The following is a 24145-nucleotide window of genomic DNA, read 5'->3' on the forward strand; positions in this document are numbered from 1 at the left end:
GTGCAAGGCAAATACACAAAACATTTCAAGCTCGTTATAGCCTTGTTGTTGATCTGTATCGCAGTGACAACTGGAATGATGAAAGCCTTCGCGCAGGATTCTGCTACGCGTGAAGTGCAGCGGTTGCTAACTGAGCAAGGGTATGATCCTGGTCCGATAGACGGCTTTATGGGCCGGAGAACCGAGGGTGCTATAAAAGCCTACCAGGAGGCAAATGGACTGGCGGTTACCGGAAAACCTGATAGCGAAACCACTAAACTCCTGCGACAATCACATTCTCGACCTTCTCTGCCAGAACAACAATCTGCTCCTGTACCCTCTCAGACTTCTCCGCCCAAAGAAACTATTGAAAGTCAGCCAGCTTCGGCGTCCGTTTCTGGCGAGAAAGAGGATGTTAGCGGAGGCGCGTCTCAGCCAGATAGTTCGCCAAAGACGCCACCGTCCATTGCGCCTGCTCAAGCTACTGGAGAGGTTCAGAGAAATATTCAACCGTCAGAGGCCATCGTACGGCAACCCTTGGATGGCCCTGCGGACCAGAAGAATCTCGCCCCGTCTGAAGTGCGGGAAAAGCGCAGCCCGCCGACAAGCACGAATCTTTGGTGGTGGGGCGCTGGCCTTGTAGGAATCTTGGTCTGGTTCATTCGTAGCCGCAAAAAGAAAAAGGAATTGCAGACGCCAGCAGAAAATTCCGGCCTCCCTTCGAGCCTGTCCGCCCCGACGCCCACTCAGTCCGAGACTGTGAAGCGAGCGCAACCTCCAGTGCTCCAAGTTTCTGATCCTGCCCAACAGGAAAAACGCCATGCAGGTCAGTACGGTCTTTCAAGTTTGGGTTCGGCATCCAGATCGAATACCACTCCACGCTGGGTACCTTATGGGCAGTCGGTAGACGTTGCCGGGCGAAATATTGGTGGTTTGGTATATGTCGGATCGCCACCGCGCATTGGCCAATATCAGCAAAAATGTCGCGCCTATATCGATTCGACGCTTTCCGTCGCAAAAAGCGGTACTGATCTTGAAGGGAATGGCATGGGATACTGGCCCAGTTATTCTGAGATTTCAGCTTCATCCCGCGCGACATATTTGGAATGGCTTCGCACAGGACGAAAAGATACGGCTTACAATCCCGGTTACCTGTTTCTTTATTTCTACGGTCTGGAGCGGCGCTTCTTCGAAGACATATCCGGAGACGAAGAGAAGAGAAGAATTTACGCCGAGGTGAGGAGGCTCATCGCGCTTTATTCGGACAATTATTCAGTTCAAAAATATCTCGGCAATTTTTTGGATTTTGCATCGACCGTGGTTGGGGAGACTGACAATGAGGCCCACTCATCACGCCGGTATGAATACGAACTGCCTTTCTCGGTGAAAGTACTGATTGGTGCCCGTCTTGAGGAGAACCAATCACTAGATTCAGATGTGATGATGAGGTGGTGGAGGCTTCACCCTGAAAGCCAGGTGCGGACCGTGGCTCGGCGTTGCCCAGAAGAATTTAAAGCACTGTTTCGGGTTAAGTTTGCGGATCGGTTCCCAACTGGACTGATCGTGAACAAGCCAAAGCGGATGCTCAAAGGCACTTACGAAGCGGCTTCAAGTGAGTTTAAAACCAAGATAACCCCCACTATTGGCGGAAAAGAGCTTCCCGACATATCCAGTTTACGGAAACCCGTAACGATCGCTCAGGAAATTGCCGACGAGGCAATGAGTGAACTGGACAAATTTAGCCGTTACCTTTCACGCAACCCTGAAGGACGGGGAACCCTTGAAGCACATGCGTTGCTTCCCAAGGAAATTTGGAATCTGTTTCCATCTGATGAGCTGAACGCGCTGTCCGACTGGGCTTACTCCATCCTTAGCGTTACTGGGCTGGTGCCTCTCGTCGACGTCATCCTCAGACTGGAAGGGGCATATCCGGAGAAAGTCGGGAAACGGCAACTCACGGACGCTGCCGACGCTCTTGCCAGATTGGGCATCGGAATGGCGCCGGATCCTCGCTATTCCCTCCGAAATCCAAAAGTGGGGGACCCAGTCGTTCTGTTCAAGCTGCCCGGCGACGACACACATCTTGAGGATGTGACAGATCGTTACCGTGCAGCACTCGTCCAACTGGCGGTCGGGACCTTTGTTGCCCATGCAGACGGCACTGTGGCGCCTTCCGAGGAAGCCGCTCTGAAGAATGCGATAGTCGGTCAGGCGGATCTGACCGCCGCCGAACAGGCGCGTCTGCTGGCCAATCTGAAATGGTTGCTGGTTGTTCCGCCAGACATGTCACTGCTCAGGAGCAAATTGAAGGCTGCAACGCCGGAACAGCAAAGGACCATCCGGGACTTTGCGGTGACCATGGCCCATGCCGATAGTTTACTTCGACCCGAGGAAGTCGGAGGCATTGAGAAAATCTACAAGGCTCTCGGCGTGGAGACAGCGGATGTCTATTCCGACATCCATTCAACCGCTTTCAGGGACGAGCCCGTTACGGTCCGAGCCGAACAGAAGGCAAAAAACGGAGAAAGCCTGCCGGTCGAAGATACCTCTCCCCTCAAGCTGGATGCCCAGAGGATTGCTGCCATTCAATCGGATACGGCAAGTGTCTCGAGCGTTCTCGGATCGATCTTTGGCAATGAACTTCCGGACGAAGACGATGAGGTCGAGGAGAGCCACATTTCTGACGCCCGCTTTGCCGGGCTGAGTGCCGGCCACACTGCCTTCCTCTCCGACCTCATTCTGCAAGACCATTGGACCGACGAGGAGTTCAAAGAACTGGCAGGCAGGCACAAGCTTATGGTTGCAGGCTGCTTGGAAGCCATCAACGAGTGGGCATATGCCAAGTTCGATGATGCGCTTATCGAAGAATATGACGGCTATGAATTGAATATCGATGTTGTTCAAGAGTTTAGGGAAAGCGTCTAGGGAGGGCGTCGTGGCAGGTATCAAGCGCAAAGATCGCGATACGATCATTCAGGCCTTGAGGGCAGGGGTGGTTCCCAAACTGGGATTGCAGCACATACAGGTTGGCCGGGCTCGCGAAATTCAGGAATTGATCAATGACATGGAGCGGATTGCGGACGGTGGTTCTGCGATCCGGTTCATCATCGGAGAATATGGTTCCGGCAAGACGTTCTTTTTGAACCTCATCCGCCTCGTCGCACTGGAGAAGGGGCTGGTGGTCATGTCGGCCGACCTGGCTCCTGACCGCCGGCTACATGCAACAGGAGGGCAGGCCAGGGGGCTCTATGCCGAAATGGCCCGTAACCTGTCTACCCGGACCAAGCCGGACGGCGGCGCGTTGACAAGTGTCGTGGAGCGTTTTGTTAGTCAGGCGCACCAGGAAGCCGAAAGCAAGGCGACCGAGACTGGAACTGTCATCCGAGAAAGGCTTGCCCATTTCGAGGAACTGACAGGAGGGTATGATTTTGCCACCGTCCTGCACCGGTACTGGGACGGGCATGAAAGCGGCGATGACGATCTGAAGTCGGCCGCTCTTAGATGGCTACGCGGCGAGTTTTCGACCAAAACTGATGCCCGAAAGGCGCTCGGCGTCAGAACCATTGTCGACGACGCCAGCGTTTACGATCATCTGAAATTGATGTCGGAGTTTGTGTGTGCCGCCGGCTACAAGGGGCTTCTCGTCTCGCTCGATGAGATGGTCAATCTCTTCAAACTGACATCCTCTCAGGCGAGAAATGCGAATTACGAGCAAATTCTCCGCATCCTCAACGATGTCCTGCAAGGATCGGCCGCACACCTGGGTTTCATGATGGGAGGGACGCCTGAGTTCCTCATGAACACGCGCCGAGGACTTTACAGCTATGAGGCTCTGCAATCTCGTCTGTCTGAAAACACCTTCGTGCGTGATGGCTTGATCGACCTGTCGGGGCCGGTCATCCGGTTGTCGAACTTGACGCCCGAGGACATGTTCGTGCTCCTGAGCAATATTCGCAGAGTCATGCAGGAACCGGAGACAGCACTTTCCGACGAGGCGCTTCAGGCGTTTATGGTTCACTGTTCCGAACGAATTGGTGAAGCCTACTTCCGCACGCCACGTAACACCGTGACAGCGTTCGTAAACATGCTCGCCGTCCTGGAGCAGAACCCGGGCACTCAATGGTCTGATCTGATTGATGGTATTTCCATCGCGGCGGATGGTGGAGACGACATGAGTGACATTGAGGACGCTCCGGGCGGCCAGCTTGCCGCCGCCGGGGACGGGGATGACGATCTGACAAGTTTCAGGCTCTGATGACTGCCTTCGACAAACTGGCGCGCCCTGTTCAGAGGTGGATCAGGGATCAAGGTTGGCAAGAACTGCGCGATATCCAGGCGCGCTCCGTTCATGCGGTGATGGATGGGTCACACGACCTGATCATCTCGGCGTCGACTGCTGGTGGCAAAACGGAAGCTGCGTTCCTGCCCCTGATATCCCAAGCGGTTGATCAGGAAGAAGCCGAGCGGAAGGCTGGCTTCAACATCCTTTATGTCGGGCCGTTGAAGGCGCTCATCAACGATCAGACGCGTCGTCTTGAGGAAATCTGCGAGAAGGCCGGTCTTCAGGTGGTTCCATGGCATGGCGACGTGTCGTCTTCAGTGAAGGCTCGCGCCCAGAAGGACCCTCGTGGCATTCTCCTTATCACGCCTGAATCTCTGGAGGCGATTTTCGTCACCAAGGGCACACTGGTGCCGAAGTTGTTTTCCCGGTTGAATGCCATCGTCATTGATGAGCTGCATACGCTTCTGGATTCCGAACGAGGCGTTCAGCTGCGGTCTCTGTTCACCCGCATGGAAATTGCGACGGGAACGCGTGTTCGCCGCATCGGGCTTTCGGCGACGCTCGGGGACATGGAACTCGCCAGATCCTTTTTGCGGCCCGGTGCTCCGGACGAGGTCACACCCATCGTGGGAGAGGAAAGCGAGGCTGAACTCAAGCTGCAACTAAGAGGCTATGTCGCAGGGGGGAAGGATGAAAGCCCGGATCCGTCCGTACAGGCGATTTCCAGGCATTTGTTCGAGAAGCTGCGCGGATCCGACAATCTCGTTTTCGCCGGAGCCAGGAACAGGGTGGAGGTGTTTGCGGATCGTCTCAGCACCATGTGCAGGGAGGCAAATCTTCCGCAGGAGTTCTACCCCCATCACGCAAGCCTGTCCCGGGATCACCGTGAGTTCGTCGAAAAGCGATTGAAGGACGCACGATTGCCGACAACCGCGATCTGCACCTCAACCCTGGAACTGGGGATAGACATCGGTGATGTCGCCTGTGTTGCGCAGATCGGCGCGCCTTTCACGGTTGCTTCTCTGCGTCAGAGAATGGGAAGGTCAGGACGCAGGGCGGGGCAGCCGGCGGTTCTGAGGCAATATGCGATCGAGGCGGACTTGCTCAGCTCGAGCGCCTTTTCGGATCGGCTGCGGCTCGGTCTCGTCCGGTCGATTGCGATGATCGAGCTGCTGCTTGAACGCTGGTGTGAAGCTCCCAAAAGCAAGGCGCTCCATCTTTCCACACTGGTCCACCAGATCCTTTCGGTCATCGCGGAGCGTGGCGGTGCGAGCGCAAAACGCCTCTACGCGACTCTTTGCGAAAAGGGGCCCTTTCACAACGTTTCTCAGGAAATGTTCCTGCAAGTGCTGAGGAGGCTCGGAGATCCGGAAGTGGGCTTGATCGAGCAGTCGTCCGACGGTCTACTTCTGCTGGGAGGTAAGGGAGAGCGGCTTGTCGAGCATTATAGCTTTTATGCCGTTTTCATGAGCCCAGAAGAATATCGTGTCGTGGCCGATGGCAAGGAGCTCGGCACGCTGCCGGTCGACAACATGCTGGCACCGGGAATGACCATCATCTTTTCCGGCCGAAGGTGGGAGGTCGTTGAACTTCACGACCAGGAAAAGGTGCTCATGGTCAAACCCTCACGACAAGGGGTCGCGCCGGTTTTCGGCGGCGATGCTGGCGAAATTGATGACCGCGTCATAGAGAAGATGTTCGAAATACTTGAGGGAGAGACTGTTCCCGTCTACCTAGACCAGCAGGCAAGGCAGCTGCTTGCAGAAGCGCGATCAACGTTCGAGTGGCTCATTGAAGTCGCGGATGGGATTATCCCGCTTGGAGAGCGGACCACCTTGCTCGCGACCCGGTGCGGCAGCGTCAAGAATGCCACCCTGGCTCTTGCCCTTCGGAATTTTGGGTTCCAGGTCCAAACCTACGATGGCTTCCTGGAAGTCCTTCAGGACAAGGCGGAGCTTTCAGTGCCGGAAGCTCTTCGGGAAATCTCCGAAGCCGAGGAGATCGATCTATTCTCGACGGATGTCAGCCTGACCTTCGAGAAGTTCCATCCCTATCTTTCGACCCAGCTCCTTCAGCAGGATGCTCTCTCAAGAAGGCTTGACCTGGAGGGGGCAAAGGCACTGGCGAGCTGGTTGGTGCAATGATGCCGTCTCTAGAAGTCGGGTATCGATGGTGTCATAGGGCGCCCTAGGAAATTCCGGCCGGGGGGATCCAAAGACGGGGAGCACTTCACAATTGCGACGGAGCTTATGTTTAGCTGGGAAGATTTTGGGGACCAGGTCAGAGTGCAAAAAAACAAGCGGTTGCCTGAAATCTCACTATTGAGCTTTCAAACAGCCGCTCATTTCGTTTGAGTTTGTCAGGTTTTTTGTTGCCTGACTACGCAGCCACAATACATCATGTAAAGACGTCGCGCCGCTTAAATAAAATTGCTAAGCAACTAGACTTTCAAGCTCATGATCTCGCGATGGAAGACGAGAAAATTCTTTCGCTACATTGACTTCACGCGTGGCATGGGCTGTTTCTTGTAACGCTTTGTCTAACTTGTATTCCTTACGCATCTCTAGCCACTCCAGCACCTCTGAAAGGTGCCAAAGGGTAATCGCTGGGCCATCGTGGACAGGGCTGGGGAAATCCGAATTAGACACCATCAGCTTGCGAATGTTCTGACGGCTCTTTCCAACAAGTTCAGCTATCTCTGTAGCACTTACGAAATCAGGGTAAGCTTCAACCAGCATCGCGGTCGGAACAGCTAATTTGACGTCTGAAAGAGCGGTTCGAACGGCATCCTGTGCGCTGTCTGCTTCTCTATCGAACTCCAAAGCAAGTCGACCTGCGATTCCAATGCCGACAAGTGCGTCGGTGCAGCCTGCTTCCCCAAGTCGTTCCACAATGGCGTCGTGATCGGCATCGTCAGCGGCCAATCTGTATTTTAGAGTGAAATTATATTCTTTCATTGTAGTCACTCCTTTCGTTTTTTCGCGGTCTTGGTTTTCTTATGTGTTGTGCAGCTATCGACTTTCCGACGCAGCTGTTTAGCATGCGTCTGAGCACTCTTGGGTGTGCTCCAAATGCTAGTTACACAATGTTCAAGGCATCGACATAAGTCTTCTCTATATGGGCAAAACATCTTGCCCCAACCGTGAGCTCCACCTACGCTAATGCGCCATCCTTCTGCCTCTGCGTATCTTAGTGCCGCTTCAATATCCTTTTTAGGATGCGTTTTACGCACCATCTAGCTCCTTTAAATAACATATTGACGGGGTTGTCAAGTGACAACCGTGATGTTTGAGTGAGGAGCCTTCACTGTACCGCCATAAGTTGAAAAGTGATTTAATCACCCTAGGGTCTGTTGAGATTACTCACTTCCGCATTTCGCATTGCTCCGGGCGAACAGTATTTTCGACGTCAGAAGTGAGTTGGGCCAGCTCACTCAATAGGCTGGCCGTCCAAGCCATAGGCTTGGGTCCCGCAATGGTTCGCCGCGAAAATCAGGTTCTTTCGACTCCCTGCCAGTTGAGTTGTCGCCCGCATTGCCGTGAATGGCTTCTTGAAGTCGACTTGAAAAACAAACTCCCGCGTATTCTTGAGAAAATGGATTAGGGCCTCGGGTGGAATGTAGAGAAATACCCTTGTGACTGCCGGATCCGCTGGCATGATCAGCGGTGATGCTTCAATGAATTTGACGCCATCGGCACCAAGCCACGCGCCCGTTACATTCTCTTTGATCACCTCGACCGGACCTGTGATGTCCATGGTCGCAATAAAAACACCTGGAATGCTCTCGTTGCAGAAAAGTCCGATTTCCATTTCCCTTTCGTCATCGGCTGAAGGACGACTGAAGGCCTTGTAACCATTGTTGTGAAAATCGAGCCGCCACGCGGTCTGGGGATCTGGTTTCACTCCCGTCAGCATATTGAGGACACGCGGCTCGCTCTTTTCGAAACCGCTTTCCTTTTCTCCTGGATAACGCGTGAGACCCCAACCGTCCGCATCCTCGCGGGAGAACCAGATCATATCCTCAGGGTTTGCGTAACCAGCGAAGGCTTTGATTGAGCCATAGGAAACCCCGTGCGCCCGGGCGTTCTCTGACATCAGATCATTGCATTTATCGTCCGGCAAGCCACCTTTGGAGCAGGAATGTTGACCCAGTTTTCCGAACGGCTCGACCGTTCGATAGGCTCCGGAAACAAAAAGGATGGAAGCGCAAGCGGAGGCGCATTCGGCGCCGTTCGGAATAACCGTCTGCCAAGTACCCTGATCCATGAGATTTACGATTGCAAGTGCGGCCAAAACGCCTCCGCCGCCGCTGTCGAGGAGCAGGACCTTTGCACCGTGTGGCCAGACTTCCGCCTGATCGCGGGCGTCCATGAAATCCGTCACCAACTCTTCGTCGATCGACCCTGTCAGCTTCAGGACATAATGCCCTCTCCAGCGCACTTTCTCGATGGTTCCTGCATGGGCGGCTCCTGCGTGTAGGGCAACACTGAATGTCATTAGGGACAGGAAAGCACCAACAAGACGAGTGCTCTTCGATCGCAACATGAGTTCTCCAGATTCTGCAGAATACCCGCATCTCGTGTCGAGTGTAATCTCGATCGGCTGGATTGCATTACGCGCTCTTATCAGCTTAGTCCACCTTCGGTACCCTTAAACATGGGTCGGTTCTCAGTGAGACCGCAAAACCCTTGTCTTCTGATGAGAGCACTATTTCAGACAGCTACTCCGTGCCCTAATATTATTGTGGGCAAAGATCAAAAAGGTCCGGAGTGTTTTCGTCACGCCTCCGGCTGAGGCCTTCTCCAATGTGCATGCATGGATGCTTCACACTCGTCAGACCTTTCGTTCCTTCAAAATGTACCCAACCGCCATTTCTCATGCGCACGCTGATAATTGGGGCTCCGCATCTCGGGCATGCATGACGATAACTTCCGCTCTGTTTTCCAGGTTCAGTGCGTTGGATGACCCAGCTCTCACGAACACGGGTCGAACGTCCATTCCGGAGACGCCGCTTGTGAGCACGTCGTTTGATTAAGCGTGGTTCCATCAGTCAAACCCTCTTTCTTCAACGGTACTACCTACAAGATGTTTCCGGATATAGAACCCGTTCGGTATTACCTCCTGAACGAGCGGTACATGGGAAATCAAACCAACAGCGCGGTTTTGACGAACCAGAGAGTTTAGAACCTGGAGAACTTGATCGAGCGTGCCGGACCCATTTTCCGTGTCCAGACTTCCGAATCCTTCGTCTATAAAAACAGTATCGAGCCGGACTTTTCCACTGGCGCTTTCCACTACGTCGGCAAGACCCAAAGCGAGCGCAAGCGCAGCAATGAAAGTCTCGCCGCCCGAAAGCGTGCTGGTGGCCCTAGACTTTCCTGTGTGAGTGTCGAAAACTTGGATCCCCAGGCCACGATTGCCACGTCCCGATCCGTCTAGATCACGCTCTAGAAAGTAGCGGCCGGAGGTCATAGGGTGTAGTCGCAGATTGGCCGCTACCAATACCTGGTCGAACATAGCGCCGATTGCATAAGTTTCCAAAGTCAATCGCTGTCCATTCTGTCCGTTCACGAGCAGAGCAAGTCCACGCAACGGGCCGGAGGCAGCTTCTGCTTCGTCGAGCTTTTGCAAGGTGTCCTGAAGGCTGGTCTTTAGGTTGTTCAGTTGATCAAGACGGGTTTTGGCACCGATGCGCTCTTCGGTTGCTTTCACCGCTGCTTCCGACATTGCCTCGTACACCTCCCGCACCTCCTTAAGATCGGGTCGGGTCATGCCTTCGACTGCCGATGACGCCAGTGCCACAGCATCCTCTGCACTCTTGTGTTCTCGCCGGTAGACTTCCACACTCTCTCTGTCCACCTCGAGTGACTCGATAAATGGCTTTAGAGTTTGAAAAGCCTCAACTGTGAGGCCGACATCGGCCAGTCTTGCTTGGAAAAATGCATCAGCTTTCCGATGGTGCTCTCGGAAAACCGTTAGAGCCCTCTCGGCGCTTTCGAGTTCTTTCGCAGCGACGATACTCGCCTCTCGCGTGTTTCTCTGTTTCTCTTCCGCCGCGGCTTTTGCTGCAACAAGCTCTTCCAACGACTTCGATACATCCTCATGGACGGCGTTTAGCACCTCAATGTCCCTCAGATCATCCGGTACGTGTGCGAGCTTGCCATCGCGCGTGGACGTGGCTTCCGTAGCCTTGTTTCGGCATTCTTCGAGGTAGTTGCGCAATTCGTCGCGTTCCCGCTCGAGTGATGCGTACCGCACATCAAGTTCTTCAATCTCCGCATCGGCGGCCGCAATATCGACTTCTGGTCCGAGCAATCCAAGAGCTGAATCCTCGGCTGAAATCTTGGTCAATAATGCTGCTGCGGTCTCGCCGGACCGGGGTAGGAGGGAATGTCGCTTTTCACGCTCGGCGAGCGTCGCTTGCAACTCAGCCAGTTTTACGTTCGACTTGCGCACCGTTTCATCAGCCAGCTGCCAGGCATCTCGCGCCTCCCGGAAGGCGCTATCGAGACCAACATTTTCTATCTTACCTGTCGCCGGCGCAGGATGTTCGGTTGCTCCGCAAACCGGACATGGTGATCCGGCATCAAGTTTCATGGCCAAGTGCAGTGCCTGTGCGGCCGTCAGGTTCTTTTCGGCCGCTTCAAATTTCTGGCCTGCTGCTTCCGCCTGCTCTGAGGCCGAGTCGAATATGCGGGCCTGTTCCACAACTGCGGCCAGTGACGTCTGAACTTCCAGTTGAGCTTTTTCGTAGGCCTCGGCTGCGGCAAGTTGTGTCACCAAACTTGCACGCCTGCCCCTAATTTCACTGCGCGCGGCCTCGCCAATACGTGTCGCTTTTATTGACTCAACTTTCAGGATGCGCGTTGCCCGCAAGTCGGCAAGGCGGGCTTGTGCTTTCTCGTATGCACTAAGGGCTTCACGTTGAGCTGCCGTTGCTAGTTCAACCGCAGCTACGCTATTCGCTGCCGCTTCGATTATCTGGCCAAACCGTTCCAGTTCGTCCTTCTTCCGGCGCAAGAGGTCTCCTTCGGCAGAACGTTCATTTTCTTCTCTTAGCGCCTCAGTCGCAGCCTCGGATTGTTCCCGAGCGTGTTTGGCAATTACGCCGGCGTGCTGTAATGCCGATCCAGCGTCATTCACCTCGCCGCTAGTTTCTTTCAAGCGGTCTTCGGCATCGAGCAACGGTCGCGCACGTTCCACCTGTCGCACCCTCTCAGCGAGGGTTTCGAAGTTTTGCTTCTGTTTTTCCAGTTCTTCAAATCTCTGACGAGACTTTTCAGCAGCCGCGAACTTCTCCTCGGTCGCCTCCGCCAACGAAACTTCCTTCTCTGCGGCTTTCGATCTCGATTTAGCGATGTTCTCGGCTGTAAGAAGTTCGGTTAGGTTTGCTTCCGAGGACTCGATGCCGCTAATCAAGGCATCAGTGCTTTCAAATCCCTCTGCCACTATTCGCCGGGCACAGAGCTCACGCTCCTCCCGGACGTGCCGTTCAGCGGCATCGGCTTCAGACCTTAGATCAGCCATAAGCATTTCATAGTGCGAGACATCGAACAGCTCGCGGAGAATTTCTAGGCGTTCCTTTGTCTTCGCTGAAAGGAACGTCTCGAAACGCCCTTGCGGCAGAAGAACAATCTGCCGGAACTGCTCCGAACCGTAACCAAGCAACTCCACAATGGCCGCATCAACTTCGCGCACTTTCCTTTCCGCGATGATCTTGCCGCGGTCGTTGTCGGTTATTTCGTCCGGCGGCATGCCTGTCGCTTCAAACAGATAGGATTCGTGCACGCTACGTGTTTCGCCTTCACCACGCGTCTTTGGACGCATCTGTTCGGGGCGACGAAGAACGACATATCGCTGATCGCCGACGTCGAATACGAATTCGACCTCTGTCAGTACATCGGGATCGGCATGATCGGAGCGTAGCGAGGGGGCTTCCTGATCCGACTTCGCCGGCTCCCCGAAGAGCGCGAAGGTCATAGCATTGAAGATGGTCGATTTGCCTGACCCGGTTTGACCGTAGATACCAAAGAGACCGGCCTCAATAGCCTCGCGAAAGTCAATAACAACGCGCTCCGGGTAGGGGCCGAATGCCTGGAGTGTGAGCCTGACCGGTCTCATTCCGCATCTTCTTTTTCGCGAAGCCGATCGAGAGATGAGGCCATAACCTCCAACTCCGTTTCCGAAAGTCGTGCATTCCGGACGTGTTCGAGGAAATCGCCGACGACTTCTATTGGGTTTGCAACCGCAACTGTCCGCGCGCTGATCGAATTTATGTCACTTGCAGGTTCCTCCCGTTCGTAGACAAGTTCGCAGGCATTGGGGAACACTTGCCGGATGCGCTTCATCCCGTCGATGACCGGCGTATCATCGGTGAGCACGACTTTGATAAAATCCTCTGACGAACCCAAAAGGAGTAGTTCGGAATGCTTCCCGCGCAGCGTACGGACATGACGGAGCGGTGCAAATGGAATGGTCTCCACAGTTACCCGTCCGCTTGCGTCGATCTCTACAAGGCACATTGACTTTGCGTGTTCGCCTTCGTCAAACCCGAAGGCAAGTGGAGAGCCGGAATAGCGAATGTGAGAGGCGTCGATCATCTGAGGTCGATGGAGATGCCCCAGCGCAACGTAATCGGCTCCGTCGAAGATCTCTGACGTGACTGTCTCTATGCCGCCGACACGCGTGAGAGAACGTTCGCTTTCGCTTCCTGAAGCACCTGAGACGAAAGCATGAGCCACTATCACCCAGCGAGCGTCTTCGGGGACGTTACGTCGAGCCGCAGCTACCTGTGCTGCGAGAACGTCTTGCGGGGTTTGCAAACTCTCGTCTGCAAAACACTCACGTGCAGAATACTCATAGGCAAAGGGCAGTGCGGAGAACGCTACAGCGACGTCTGCATCTGACAAGACGAGGGGGCGTTCGTCCGCGCTAATCGTTCCTCGAATGAGCGCCCGTCTGGCGTCGGTCATTACCGACATCGAAGCGATCCGATCTCCAGAGTCGTGATTGCCAGCGATCATGACTACCGCCGCGTCAGTTTGCGATGCAACCCGAGAGAGGAAGTCGTTGAATTGGCGAACCGCAGTTGCGGGTGGGGCAGCGCGATCGAATATATCTCCTGCTATAACAAGGGCATCGACATTATGATCGATAAGCGCGGAAACGATCTGGTTTGTGACCACTTCTTGGTCCGAGTCGAGCGGAATCCCATTGAATTGACGACCAAGATGCAAGTCGGCTGTGTGGAGAAACCTCATGACCGATATCCGTATAATTTTTATTTATATAATTTTTATATGGACTTTGTCTCGTTCGTCAAGATATTGATGTTCGCATGGCTTTCGACGATCTCAAACATGCTCAGCGCGAGCGTCTTATCTATCTCGACCGCTGCTTGACCTGGCGCGGGATCGCAAATCGCAAGGATTTGATGAGGCGCTTCGATATCTCAACAGCGCAGGCGGCATTGGACTTTCGAGTTTACTTAGCCCGTGCCCGTCGGACGCCACCAACCTACGATCCGGTGCGAAAGACCTACATCGCGGCTTCTGACCACAAAGCGTTGGCACCCTCCAGTTTGACGGAAGCGTTTGACATCCTGGTAGATGAAGACGAACTGCTGATGTCATCAATTTTGCCGCGCCCTGATCGAAAAGCGGAACCTAAAATTATAGCAATCCTCCACCAAGCGATCAGGGCAGGGGAGGCGCTCTCCATCAATTACACTTCAATGTCGTCCGGTGCGGATGACGGACAGTGGATTGCTCCGACGCATTTCACCTCTGACGGCGAAAGTGTTCATCTGCGCGCTTACAGTTTCAAACATGGCGAATATCGCAACTATCTACCAATCAGGATCGAGCCAAGCAGTCCATTTGAACGGCAGAGCTTGGTTGAGCCTCTTCCGGAAGACAGCGACTGGAAAACTCGTGCAATCATCTGGTTGCGTCCCAAGTCGGAATTATCCCCTGAACAATCCAACGTTGTCATGAGAGAATTCGGATTTGATGGTCCCCTGCTTCGAGTCGAAATACGAAAAGCCCTTGAATTCTTTTTCGACCGTCGTTGGGGGCTGAATGAAAAGGGAACTCGTCTTGAACGCGCCAAAACCGAATACACCGCGATAGAAGAGATTTAAGAACCCAGGTTTCTGTGCGGCGTCTCGCTTATCTGATGTCAGCCACCTTCTGCACGATGTTAATGCGCTTCAGAGCAAATGGCATCGATTGGCGAATTGTTTTTGGTCCGCCGACGATGGTCAACACCGAAACGAAGGCGCCCGTCAAGGCGGGGCGAGTTTGGACCGGCGAGCGTCGTGCGAAATTCTACCCTAATGAATTCGGTTGATTGCGCTCCCATATCGGTCACCCGAACGTCCGGTAGTACATCCCCGAAACTGTCGCTCGCTGCGGTGCAAACCAAGGTTCGAAAAGGGCCGGAATTAGAGTCGGCTAACTGATCTCAATAGACGGGGCCGCAGGCCCCAGGGAAAAAATCCAGCCCTTCAGGGCTAACGTCAGAACAGCGCAAGGGATGGAAGCCGACGGGCCGAGACTGCCTCGGGCAGACACGGTTCACGACAACCTGGTCCACTCAGCTTCATTGGAGGGGAGGGCGCTCGTATACAGTTGCGATCAAAGCTGGAAACCAACCGCAAATTTTAAAAGCAACTTGTCAGAACACCGCCTTAGATGGCAACCTTTAGGGGAAAAGCTTGCTGGAGGTCGTGTATTGGATGATTGAAAAAATACATTTAGCAAACGAAGGCTCCTACGACGCAACGGGAACTGCTCTCGATCATCTTAAGGCGTTGAATTTTATCTTCGGGTCAAATGGCTCCGGTAAGACGACGATCTCCCGTGTCATTGCAGGTACGAACATCAATGCAGACAGCACGATGAGCTGGGCGGCAGGAAATCTGATTGATACACGCGTCTATAACCGTGATTTCGTTGAAAAACACTTCGACACGCCAGGAAGCATCAGGGGTGTTTATACCCTTGGCGAAGGTAATGTCGAAGCGGTCAACAAGGTTGCGGAGCTCAAGGCCGACGAAGACGAAATCGACAAGAAACTCAGGAACCTGAAAAGGACGCTGCACGGCGATGACGGCGCCGGTGGCAAGCAGAAAGAAAGGGATGATCTCGGCGAAAAGCTGGTCGAGGATATCTGGAAGGTCAAGCGGGGTTACAGCGACCTTGATGACGCCTTTTCCGGGCTGAATAGCAGTAAGAAGAAGTTTTGCCAGCACTACCTTTCAGAGGCCGAAAAGAACGAAGCCGAGCTACAGGAAATCGGGGCACTACGGGATGACGCCGCAACGGTTTTCTCTGGTTTCCTGACGCAGGCGTCTGCTCTTCCGAAACCGGACTGCCAGCCGCTCGTGGCGCTAGAAACATCAGAAATTCTGAGCAAAAAGATCATCGGTAAAGATGACGTGGATATTTCTGCTGTGATCGAAAAGCTGGGCAACAGCGATTGGGTCCAGCAAGGACGGCACTATTTCGATCAACTGGACGATCAGTGCCCATTTTGCCAACAGAAGACGGACGCAACCTTTCGGCAAAGCCTGGAAGACTATTTCGACGAAAGCTACGTCAGTGCTCTTGCCGCCATCGAAAGCCTGCGCACCAACTATGAGGAAAAAGCAAGGGCGCTGCTCGAAGCATACCAAGCTCCTGCTGTGATTGACTCACCGTTTCTGGACCGCGATGCCTTCGAAAGTGACCTTACTGCGCTGCGGCTTGCCCTTGAGGCCAACCGCAACGCCATCGTAGGGAAAAAGAAGGAACCGAGTACACCGGTCGCACTTAAAGACACGCAGCCACTGGCCGCAGCGGTGGATTCCCATGTGGATGCCGCGAATGCTAGAGTTCAGGAGAATAACGACACGCTGAACAATCTCGACGCACGTAAGAAAACCCTGATTGCGCAGGTGTGGCGGCGGATACTCGAAGATACCAAGCCGCTTTTTGAAACATACCAGACGGCCAGCAGGAACCTGGACACGGCGATCACCAATCTGACGGATCAGATTACGCTACGAGATGAAGAACTGAAGGAAAAACGGCGGGAAGTCGAGGACACCGAGAAGCAGATCACCAGCATCAAGCCGACGATTGAAGCGATCAACAAATTGCTGAAATCATTTGGCTTCGTGAATTTCCGCCTCGTGGAAAGCGCCGATGAGGGCTTTTACGAAGTCAAGCGGCTTGACGGCGAAGATGCCAAAGGGACACTGAGCGAAGGCGAAAAATCTTTCATCACCTTCTTGTATTTTTATCACCATATCAAAGGATCGTTTTCTGCAACCGGCGCGAACACGGACCGCATAGTGGTTTTCGATGATCCGGTATCCAGCCTCGATGCCGATATCCTGTTCATCGTGTGCAACCTGATCAAGGGCGTCATCAACGAGATGCGCGCCGGGAACAGCGCGATCAAGCAGGTGTTTGTGCTGACGCACAACATCTATTTTCACAAGGAAATTACATTCCATAAAAATCGCAGTGGTGCCGATGCGATGCGCGACGAAACCTTCTGGATCGTTCGGAAAACCTCTACACGGTCCGAACTTGTTCCATCTTCGGAGAATCCCATCAAGTCCAGCTATGAGCTGCTGTGGCGGGAAATCAGGCAGAAACCGCCGTCAGAAACTGCAATCCAGAACGTGATGCGCCGTATCCTTGAGCACTATTTTAAGTTTTTCGGGGGCATCACGCCCGAAGAGATTGTCGAAAAATTCGAGGGGCAAGACAGGATGATCTGTGCATCGCTGTTTTCCTGGATCAACGACGGCTCTCATTTTGCGAACGACGACCTGTTTATGTCCTGTGATCCCGGACAAATTGGCCGGTATCTCACAGTCTTTCAGCGCATATTCGAAGAGTCAGGTCATGCCGGTCACTACAAAATGATGATGGGGGACGCCTATGTCGCCCTGCCGGACGGAAACGGATCAGGCGCGGAGCAGGTAGCTTCTGAGGTGGCTGCCGTCGCCATCAATGCCAATACCGAGACTGCTCAAACGAACGATGCAATAGGCTTAGTAGGCGGTGACGAAGGCGCTGCCAGCGATAATGCTCCATAGATATGAAATGCCAACTTTCTTTGTCATTCGGGGAAATTCATAGATGAAGAAGCTTAGGATCGCTCGCCTCGAACTCCCAGCCGCTTTGCGACAGGTTGTTGACTACCGGAAGTCCGGCCTAAGCCTGAATCATGTCGTTGGCTGTCCTCTCGATTGCGGTTACTGCGTCCGGCACATCTTCGACAACTTCGATATGAAGAAGCCACACCTTATCATGTCGGATGAGGAGGCTATCGAAAGATTGATTGGCCATTGGGCATTCCAAGAGCATCGCACGCCAATTCAGATTTTCAACCGTGCCACTGATCCCTTTCTCCCCACCGTGAAGGAGCATCTTTTCCGCTGCCTCGAGTACCTTGATGGGCGCGGACTTAGAAATCCTATCCTTGTAATCACCCGATGGCATGTCCTCCCTGAAGACATGCGGCGCCTTACTCGGCTCGAGAATCTGAGGACATCGGTACTCGTCACCTGGTCCGGCATAGAGAATTCGAAGATCGAACCTATCGACAGCGCGATTGCCGAGGAATCCCTTCAGGTTTTAGCAGGCGAGAAAGGCCAGATTCGCTCGATACTCTACTGGCGACCGATTGTGGCGGGGTTGAATGACGGAGATGCACACATTGCGAAGGCAAAAAAGCTTGCCACGCTCGCCGATGCCACAGTTTTCACAGGGTTGTTCTATCGGAACGAGATCCGCGACTATTTCGCGACCATCGGGATTCCCGATCTCTATGACGATGTTGCGCGTCGCAAAATTCTTCCCAAGGATATTGAAGCGAAGATCATCTCTGCTTTTGTTGGCCTGCCGATATTCCGGAAGACGTCCTGTGGTATCGCCTATGCTCATGGTATCCCGGACTACAATGGCCACTACGGAATTCGAGAGATCTGTGACATTTGCCCAGCGGGGCAACTGAAGGTTTGCAAGGAAGCACACCGTGTCCCCGCAGCGAAAGACATCTATGCTCTAGCTTCGAAGGCGGGACTAAATACTGAGAAAATCAATTGGGATGATCGCAAGATTGAAGTCGTCGGCAGTCAAGAGCAACAACGATACTTCATGCAGCACTCTTTGAATTTCCAAGTACATGATCGCGATCAACCGCACCACTATGGACGCCACGGAAAGGCAGAAATAGGATGGACTTGAGCCGAGAGACCTTCTGGGTAATCGACGTCGAAGGCAATGGGGGTAATCCGCCTGAAATCGTCGAGATCGCGATAGTCGAAGTCCGAGACCTCACGCTCCAGCAACGCCGCATGGAGTGGCTCGTCAAGCCGCAAGCGCCGATCTCGCCGCAAGTCACCCGCATCCACGGCATTACTAATGAAGATGTGGCTCGGTCTCCTGACATTGAAGACATCGCCGATGACATAGTGACCTGGACCAGCGGTGGAAAAGTTCTTGGACATAATGTGAAGGTCGATGTGGACGCAATCGCACGCGCAATTCCGGCGTGGCGACCGACGATGGCTATCGATACGTTAAGGCTTTCTAGGCTTGTCTTCCCGGGGCGAACTTCCTACAGCCTTGAAAACCTGGGGGCAGATCTCGGCCTGAGCAAGATTGCGGCTCGGGAGAGTGGGAAGGGGCAGCACTCGGCACTGTTCGACTCGATTTTGACGGGGCTTCTATTCATCCACTTGGTGTCCGAATTGCCGGAACCCCAGAGGCAAACAGCGCTTGCCAACTGCGATCTTCTAAACTCCAACCAAGGAGAGCTGTTACTGTGAAGCGTCCCTTCAAGATTGGTGTGGCTGGTACGCACTCCACTGGGAAGACGACCCTCGTGAAGGCTCTTCGTGATCTTTTGGTGGAGCGAGGGTTGGAGGTAGGCCATGTTGACGATCTGGCGCGACGTGCCCTTGATCTCGGGTTTCCGATCCTCCGTGAGCACACCTTCGAAAGCACGCTCTGGATCATGGCGGAATGCATGCGGCAGGAGGCCGAGCAGTCCTTGTCTTGTGACGTCATCTTGGTAGACCGGCCCGTTCTTGATGCGCTCGGTTATCTGAATGCGGCGCTGGACGTTACCGGCAGGGAAATCGATCCACATCGGCACAGAGCGCTTGAGAGTATAGCGCGCGCACACACGGCCGATTACGACGTTCTCGTTGTGACCACTCTCGACGATTCAATCCCGCTAGGGCCGGGACGAGATGAGGATCCGGTATTCAGGGAAGTTGCTTCGGATGCCGTCGCAAAATTGATCGACGTTGCTCGCCCAGATGCCTTGCGGATGACATCGAGCAATACTGCGGAAATAACTAAGGCGATACTCGGCAGGCTCGAAGCCCATATCTGACAGAAATATGCTTCAGGATCCGGGTGCTGTTATCGGTGGCCTTTTTTCGTGATCCTGACATCGAACCCACTTCAGGTTTTGCAACCGCAGCGAATGGTGGCACGGGCTACGACGGCAGAATTTGAAGACCGCGTTCAAAGTCGGCTATGGGTCGATTACGACAGTGAATCTCTCTTCCATGAATGTCTGTTCCAGTCGGGGCGGCATCCAGAACCTTTGAGTCAGTTCACAGTCCCAGAGCTGAGATCAACACCCACGGATGAGGGAAAACCCGCCCGATCGTCTCCGAGGGGCGGGTTTTATCGTTACCGAGCCGTTTGAGCCGCTTATTGACCTAAATTGGCCATCCTATGCGACTCGGGACATCGGCCAGAAGTCTGTTGATCGTCAGCTGCAGCCGCTGGTGGAGCCGCAGGTGTCGCACTTCAGGCAGGTGCCGTTGCGCACCATGGTGAAGTTGCCGCATTCCGAGCAGCTCTCGCCTTCGTAACCCTTCATTCGGGCCTGAGCGATCTGCTGAGCCGCGGTTTTCACCTGTGGGGCAGGGGCCGAGGTCACTTCGACAGCGGCAGCTGCTTCCGAGCCGCGGGCGAAAGCCGTTGCGACGGCGGAGGTCTGGGCGGCGATTGTTGTGCCCAGTTCCACTTTCACCGCTTCGGTGATCTCGCCGGAAGGCTCGTTGCCGGCGACGAGACGGAACCGCTCTGTCTGGCCGCGGACGAGGCCGTGGGAAACCACACCGCCGGAGCTACCCTTGTCCATGGTCTTGACCGCGCCAGCGCTGACCGGGCCGCTGAAGGCTTCCGGCGGGACGTGGGCAAGGTCGTGACGACCGAGATAGGATACTGCCAGTTCACGGAACACGTAGTCGAGGATCGACGTGGCGTTCTTGATCGCGTCGTTGCCCTGGACCATGCCGGCCGGTTCGAACTTGGTGAAGGTGAACGCGTCGACATATTCCTCGAGCGGCACACCGTATTGCAGACCAAGCGAAACCGAGATCGCGAAGTTGTTGATGAATGCCCGGAGAGCCGAACCTTCCTTGTTCATGTCGAGGAAGATTTCGCCAAGGCGGCCATCGTCATATTCGCCGGTGCGCAGGAAGATGGTGTGACCACCGATCTTTGCCTTCTGGGTATAGCCCTTGCGGCGGGTCGGCAGTTTTTCCTGTTCGCGGACAACGCGTTCGACGATCCGCTCGACGATGCGTTCGGCAACCACTTCGGCCTTTGCAGCCATCGGCTTGGCGGCCAGAGCCTCGAGGGCCTCGTCCTCGTCTTCGTCCTCATCGGCCAGTAGCTGGGCGTTGAGCGGCTGGGACAGTTTGGAACCGTCGCGGTAAAGGGCATTCGCCTTGAGCGCGAGTTTCCAGGACAGCATGTAGGCTTCCTTGCAGTCCTCCACAGTCGCATCGTTCGGCATGTTGATCGTCTTGGAGATCGCGCCGGAGATGAACGGCTGGGCCGCTGCCATCATGCGGATGTGGCTTTCCACCGACAGGAAGCGTTTGCCGATACGGCCGCACGGGTTGGCGCAGTCGAAGACCGGATAATGCTCTTCCTTCAGGAACGGTGCCCCTTCCAGGGTCATCGCACCACACACGTGGGTGTTGGCGGCTTCGATGTCAGCCTTGGAGTAGCCGAGGAAGGTCAGGAGATCGAATTCCGGATCTTCCAGCTGCTCGTCGGTAACGCCGAGGGCCTTCATCTGCTCGTCGCCGAGGGTCCAGCGGTTGAAGACGAACTTGATGTCAAAGGCCGACTTCATGCCGTCCTTCAGCTTGGTCAGGCTCTCGTCGGTGAAACCCTTGGTCTTCAGTGCGGACGGGTTGACGCCCGGTGCCTGATCGATGGAGCCATGGCCAACGGCGTAGGCTTCGATCTCGCCAATCTCGCTTTCAGTGTAACCGAGCTTGCGCAAGGCTTCAGGAACAGCGCGGTTGATGATCTTGAAGTAGCCACCGCCGGCCAGCTTCTTGAACTTCACAAGCGCAAAGTCAGGCTCGATACCGGTGGTGTCGCAGTCCATGACCAGACCGATGGTGCCGGTCGGGGCAATAACGGTGGACTGGGCGTTGCGGTAGCCGTTCTTCTCACCAAGCTCAAGGGCACGATCCCAGGCCTTCTTTGCCCGCTCGACGATCACCTGATCCGGGCAGGAGACGTGGTCAAGAGCAACCGGAGCCGTGTTGAGGCCTTCGTAGCCGTCCGCTTCGCCGTAGGCGGCGCGGCGGTGGTTGCGCATGACACGCAGCATGTGGCTTGCGTTTTTCTTGTAGCCCGGGAAGGCGCCGAGTTCGCCAGCCATTTCAGCGGAAGTGGCATAGGCAACACCGGTCATGACCGCGGTGAGGGCGCCGCAAAGTGCACGGCCTTCGTCGCTGTCGTACGGGATGCCGGAGGTCATCAGCAGGCCGCCGATGTTGGCATAGCCGAGACCGAGGGTGCGGAACTTGTAGGACAGTTCTGCAATTTCCTTGGACGGGAACTGAGCCATCAGCACCGAGACTTCCAGAACAATGGTCCACAGGCGGACGGCATGTTCGTAGTTGTCGATGTCGAAGGACCGGTCTTCCCGGCGGAACTGCATCAGGTTCAGGGACGCCAGGTTACAGGCCGTGTCGTCCAGGAACATGTATTCCGAGCAAGGGTTGGATGCGCGGATTTCGCCATCGGCAAGGCAGGTGTGCCAGTCGTTGATCGTGGTGTGGTACTGCAGGCCCGGATCAGCGGAAGCCCAGGCGGCATAGCCGATCTGTTCCCAAAGTTCTTTGGCCTTGACGGTCTTCAGAACGTCGCCGGAGCGGCGGGCGGTCAGGTCCCAGGTGCTGTCGTCAACAACGGCGTTCAGGAAGCCGTCGGTCACACGCACCGAGTTGTTGGAGTTCTGTCCGGCAACCGTCAGATAGGCTTCGGAATCCCAGTCCGTGTTGAACGTCGGGAATTCGATCTTGGTGAAGCCCTGCTTTGCAAACTGGATGACGCGCTGAATGTAGTTTTCCGGCACCATCATTTTCTTGGCAGCACGGATTTCACGCTTCAGGGCCGGGTTCTTGGCCGGATCGAAGCAGTCGCCGTTGTCCGCTTCGCAGTTGACGCAGGCGCGCATGATTGCGCCGAGGTGCTTCTGGCAGATCTTGGAGCCGGTGACGAGCGCGGCCACCTTCTGCTCTTCCTTGACCTTCCAGTTGATGTATTCCTCGATATCCGGATGGTCGACATCGACAACGACCATCTTGGCCGCGCGGCGGGTGGTGCCGCCGGACTTGATCGCGCCGGCTGCCCGGTCGCCGATCTTCAGGAAGCTCATCAGGCCGGAGGACTTTCCACCACCGGACAGGCGCTCGCCTTCTGCACGCACGTGGGAGAAGTTGGAGCCGGTGCCGGAGCCGTATTTGAACAGGCGCGCTTCACGGACCCAAAGGTCCATGATGCCGCCTTCGTTCACCAGGTCGTCGCCGACGGACTGGATGAAGCAGGCATGCGGCTGCGGATGCTCATAGGCGCTCTTGGACTTGACGAGCTTGCCGGTCTGGAAGTCGACATAGAAGTGACCCTGGCCCGGGCCGTCGATGCCGTAGGCCCAATGCAGGCCGGTGTTGAACCACTGCGGAGAGTTCGGCGCCACCTTCTGGGTCGCCAGCATGTAACGCAGTTCGTCGTAGAAAGCCTGAGCGTCGGATTCCTTGTCGAAATAGCCGCCCTTCCAGCCCCAGTAGGTCCAGGTTCCAGCTAGACGATCAAAGACCTGACGACCGTCAATTTCAGAGCCGTAGCGCTCGTCCTCTGGCAGGTCTGCCAGTGCGGCCTCATCGGCCTCATGGCGCCACAGCCAGGACGGAACGGTGTTTTCTTCTACGGCCTTCAGCTTGGCGGGCACGCCGGCCTTGCGGAAATACTTCTGCGCCAGAATGTCGGACGCGACCTGTGAAAACTGGGTCGGGACCTGAATGTTCTCAAGACGGAACACGATGGATCCATCAGGATTCCGGATTTCGCTGGTAGCGTTCCGGAATTCTACGCTGGCGTAAGGCGATTGACCTTCCTTGGTGTAGCGCCGCTCGATCCGCATCTTCTCAAGTCCCCTTTTAGATTACAGCCGGTTCCCCCGAACCGGGCTTGACCGCATTGCATCCGAACTGGCGTGGCCGCCTGCCTCTGTTCTCGAATGCCGCCCTGCAAGTTACAGGCTTCGAGCCTGTATGTAGCGTATCTTGTGTTTCTATCCACTATATATAGTGGTCATCAACAGGTTTGTCACGACATGCGCCTTGAAGTCGGCACAACAAAACCCGTCTCCCGGCTTTGGGGTCAAAGACCTGGAGCGGTACTCTTGGATACTGATGGTTTTGGATGACCGGAGCGCCCGGATAGGCACCCGACTACGCACATCGCAATGATGAGAAACTAATGTAAACGAATTCTTAAGGTCAAGGACCGAGTGACAACAGCTAGTGCCTGGATTGTGGGCAAACGCAAAATC

At 54.9% G+C, this 24145-nt stretch carries 13 protein-coding genes; 8 read left to right on the top strand and 5 right to left on the bottom strand.

Annotation, left to right across the window (positions count from 1 at the left end; all coding sequences use genetic code 11):
- Positions 1–75: 75 nt before the first annotated feature.
- Genes Q666_RS65680 through Q666_RS55390 form a run of 3 tightly spaced genes read left to right on the top strand, consistent with a single transcriptional unit; the run spans position 76 to position 6405 of the window.
- On the top strand, positions 76–2904 hold the full coding sequence (locus tag Q666_RS65680; RefSeq protein WP_152533417.1) for a TerB N-terminal domain-containing protein: 2829 nt from the start codon (positions 76–78) through the stop codon (positions 2902–2904).
- Positions 2873–4234 (top strand): ATP-binding protein, encoded by a 1362-nt coding sequence (locus tag Q666_RS55385; RefSeq protein ID WP_200863735.1) that lies wholly within the window; start codon positions 2873–2875, stop codon positions 4232–4234. The genes Q666_RS65680 and Q666_RS55385 overlap by 32 nt, the downstream gene beginning before the upstream one ends.
- Complete coding sequence (locus tag Q666_RS55390; RefSeq protein WP_022998381.1) at positions 4234–6405, top strand: DEAD/DEAH box helicase; 2172 nt, start codon at positions 4234–4236, stop codon at positions 6403–6405. Before Q666_RS55385 ends, Q666_RS55390 begins: the two co-directional genes overlap by 1 nt.
- Before the next feature lie 288 nt (positions 6406–6693).
- On the opposite strand, the gene Q666_RS55395 is transcribed toward Q666_RS55390, so the two are convergent.
- The 4 genes from Q666_RS55395 to Q666_RS55410 all read right to left on the bottom strand — a co-directional run bounded on the left by Q666_RS55395 (position 6694) and on the right by Q666_RS55410 (position 13521).
- The gene (locus Q666_RS55395) at positions 6694–7218 is read right to left on the bottom strand and encodes an AlpA family phage regulatory protein (RefSeq protein WP_031268380.1); all 525 of its coding nucleotides are present in this window, start codon (positions 7216–7218) and stop codon (positions 6694–6696) included.
- Positions 7219–7690: 472 nt separating this feature from the next.
- Entirely contained in the window at positions 7691–8806 is a 1116-nt protein-coding gene (locus tag Q666_RS66455) for a hypothetical protein (protein WP_200863736.1), read from the bottom strand.
- Positions 8807–9307: 501 nt separating this feature from the next.
- Positions 9308–12382, bottom strand: a complete 3075-nt coding sequence (locus Q666_RS55405) for an SMC family ATPase (protein WP_022998384.1) — start codon at positions 12380–12382, stop codon at positions 9308–9310.
- Positions 12379–13521, bottom strand: a complete 1143-nt coding sequence (locus tag Q666_RS55410) for an exonuclease SbcCD subunit D (RefSeq protein WP_022998385.1) — start codon at positions 13519–13521, stop codon at positions 12379–12381. The genes Q666_RS55405 and Q666_RS55410 overlap by 4 nt, the downstream gene beginning before the upstream one ends.
- Positions 13522–13598: 77 nt before the next feature.
- On the opposite strand from Q666_RS55410, the gene Q666_RS55415 reads away from it, so the two are divergent.
- From Q666_RS55415 to Q666_RS55435, 5 genes are all read left to right on the top strand, one after another.
- Complete coding sequence (locus Q666_RS55415) at positions 13599–14402, top strand: hypothetical protein (protein ID WP_022998386.1); 804 nt, start codon at positions 13599–13601, stop codon at positions 14400–14402.
- A 576-nt stretch (positions 14403–14978) separates the two neighbouring features.
- Complete coding sequence (locus tag Q666_RS55420; protein WP_152533418.1) at positions 14979–17354, top strand: AAA family ATPase; 2376 nt, start codon at positions 14979–14981, stop codon at positions 17352–17354.
- Between the two features lie 43 nt (positions 17355–17397).
- The gene (locus tag Q666_RS55425; RefSeq protein ID WP_022998389.1) at positions 17398–18507 is read left to right on the top strand and encodes a hypothetical protein; all 1110 of its coding nucleotides are present in this window, start codon (positions 17398–17400) and stop codon (positions 18505–18507) included.
- Entirely contained in the window at positions 18504–19091 is a 588-nt protein-coding gene (locus Q666_RS55430) for a 3'-5' exonuclease (RefSeq protein ID WP_031268386.1), read from the top strand. The genes Q666_RS55425 and Q666_RS55430 overlap by 4 nt, the downstream gene beginning before the upstream one ends.
- The gene (locus tag Q666_RS55435; protein ID WP_022998391.1) at positions 19088–19663 is read left to right on the top strand and encodes an AAA family ATPase; all 576 of its coding nucleotides are present in this window, start codon (positions 19088–19090) and stop codon (positions 19661–19663) included. Before Q666_RS55430 ends, Q666_RS55435 begins: the two co-directional genes overlap by 4 nt.
- Before the next feature lie 387 nt (positions 19664–20050).
- Here the strand turns inward: Q666_RS55435 and Q666_RS55440 are convergent, their stop codons facing one another.
- Entirely contained in the window at positions 20051–23734 is a 3684-nt protein-coding gene (locus tag Q666_RS55440) for a vitamin B12-dependent ribonucleotide reductase (protein WP_022998392.1), read from the bottom strand.
- Positions 23735–24145 lie beyond the last annotated feature (411 nt).

Origin of the sequence: Labrenzia sp. C1B70, assembly GCF_000475395.1 — a bacterium.
Lineage (GTDB): Bacteria > Pseudomonadota > Alphaproteobacteria > Rhizobiales > Stappiaceae > Roseibium > Roseibium algicola.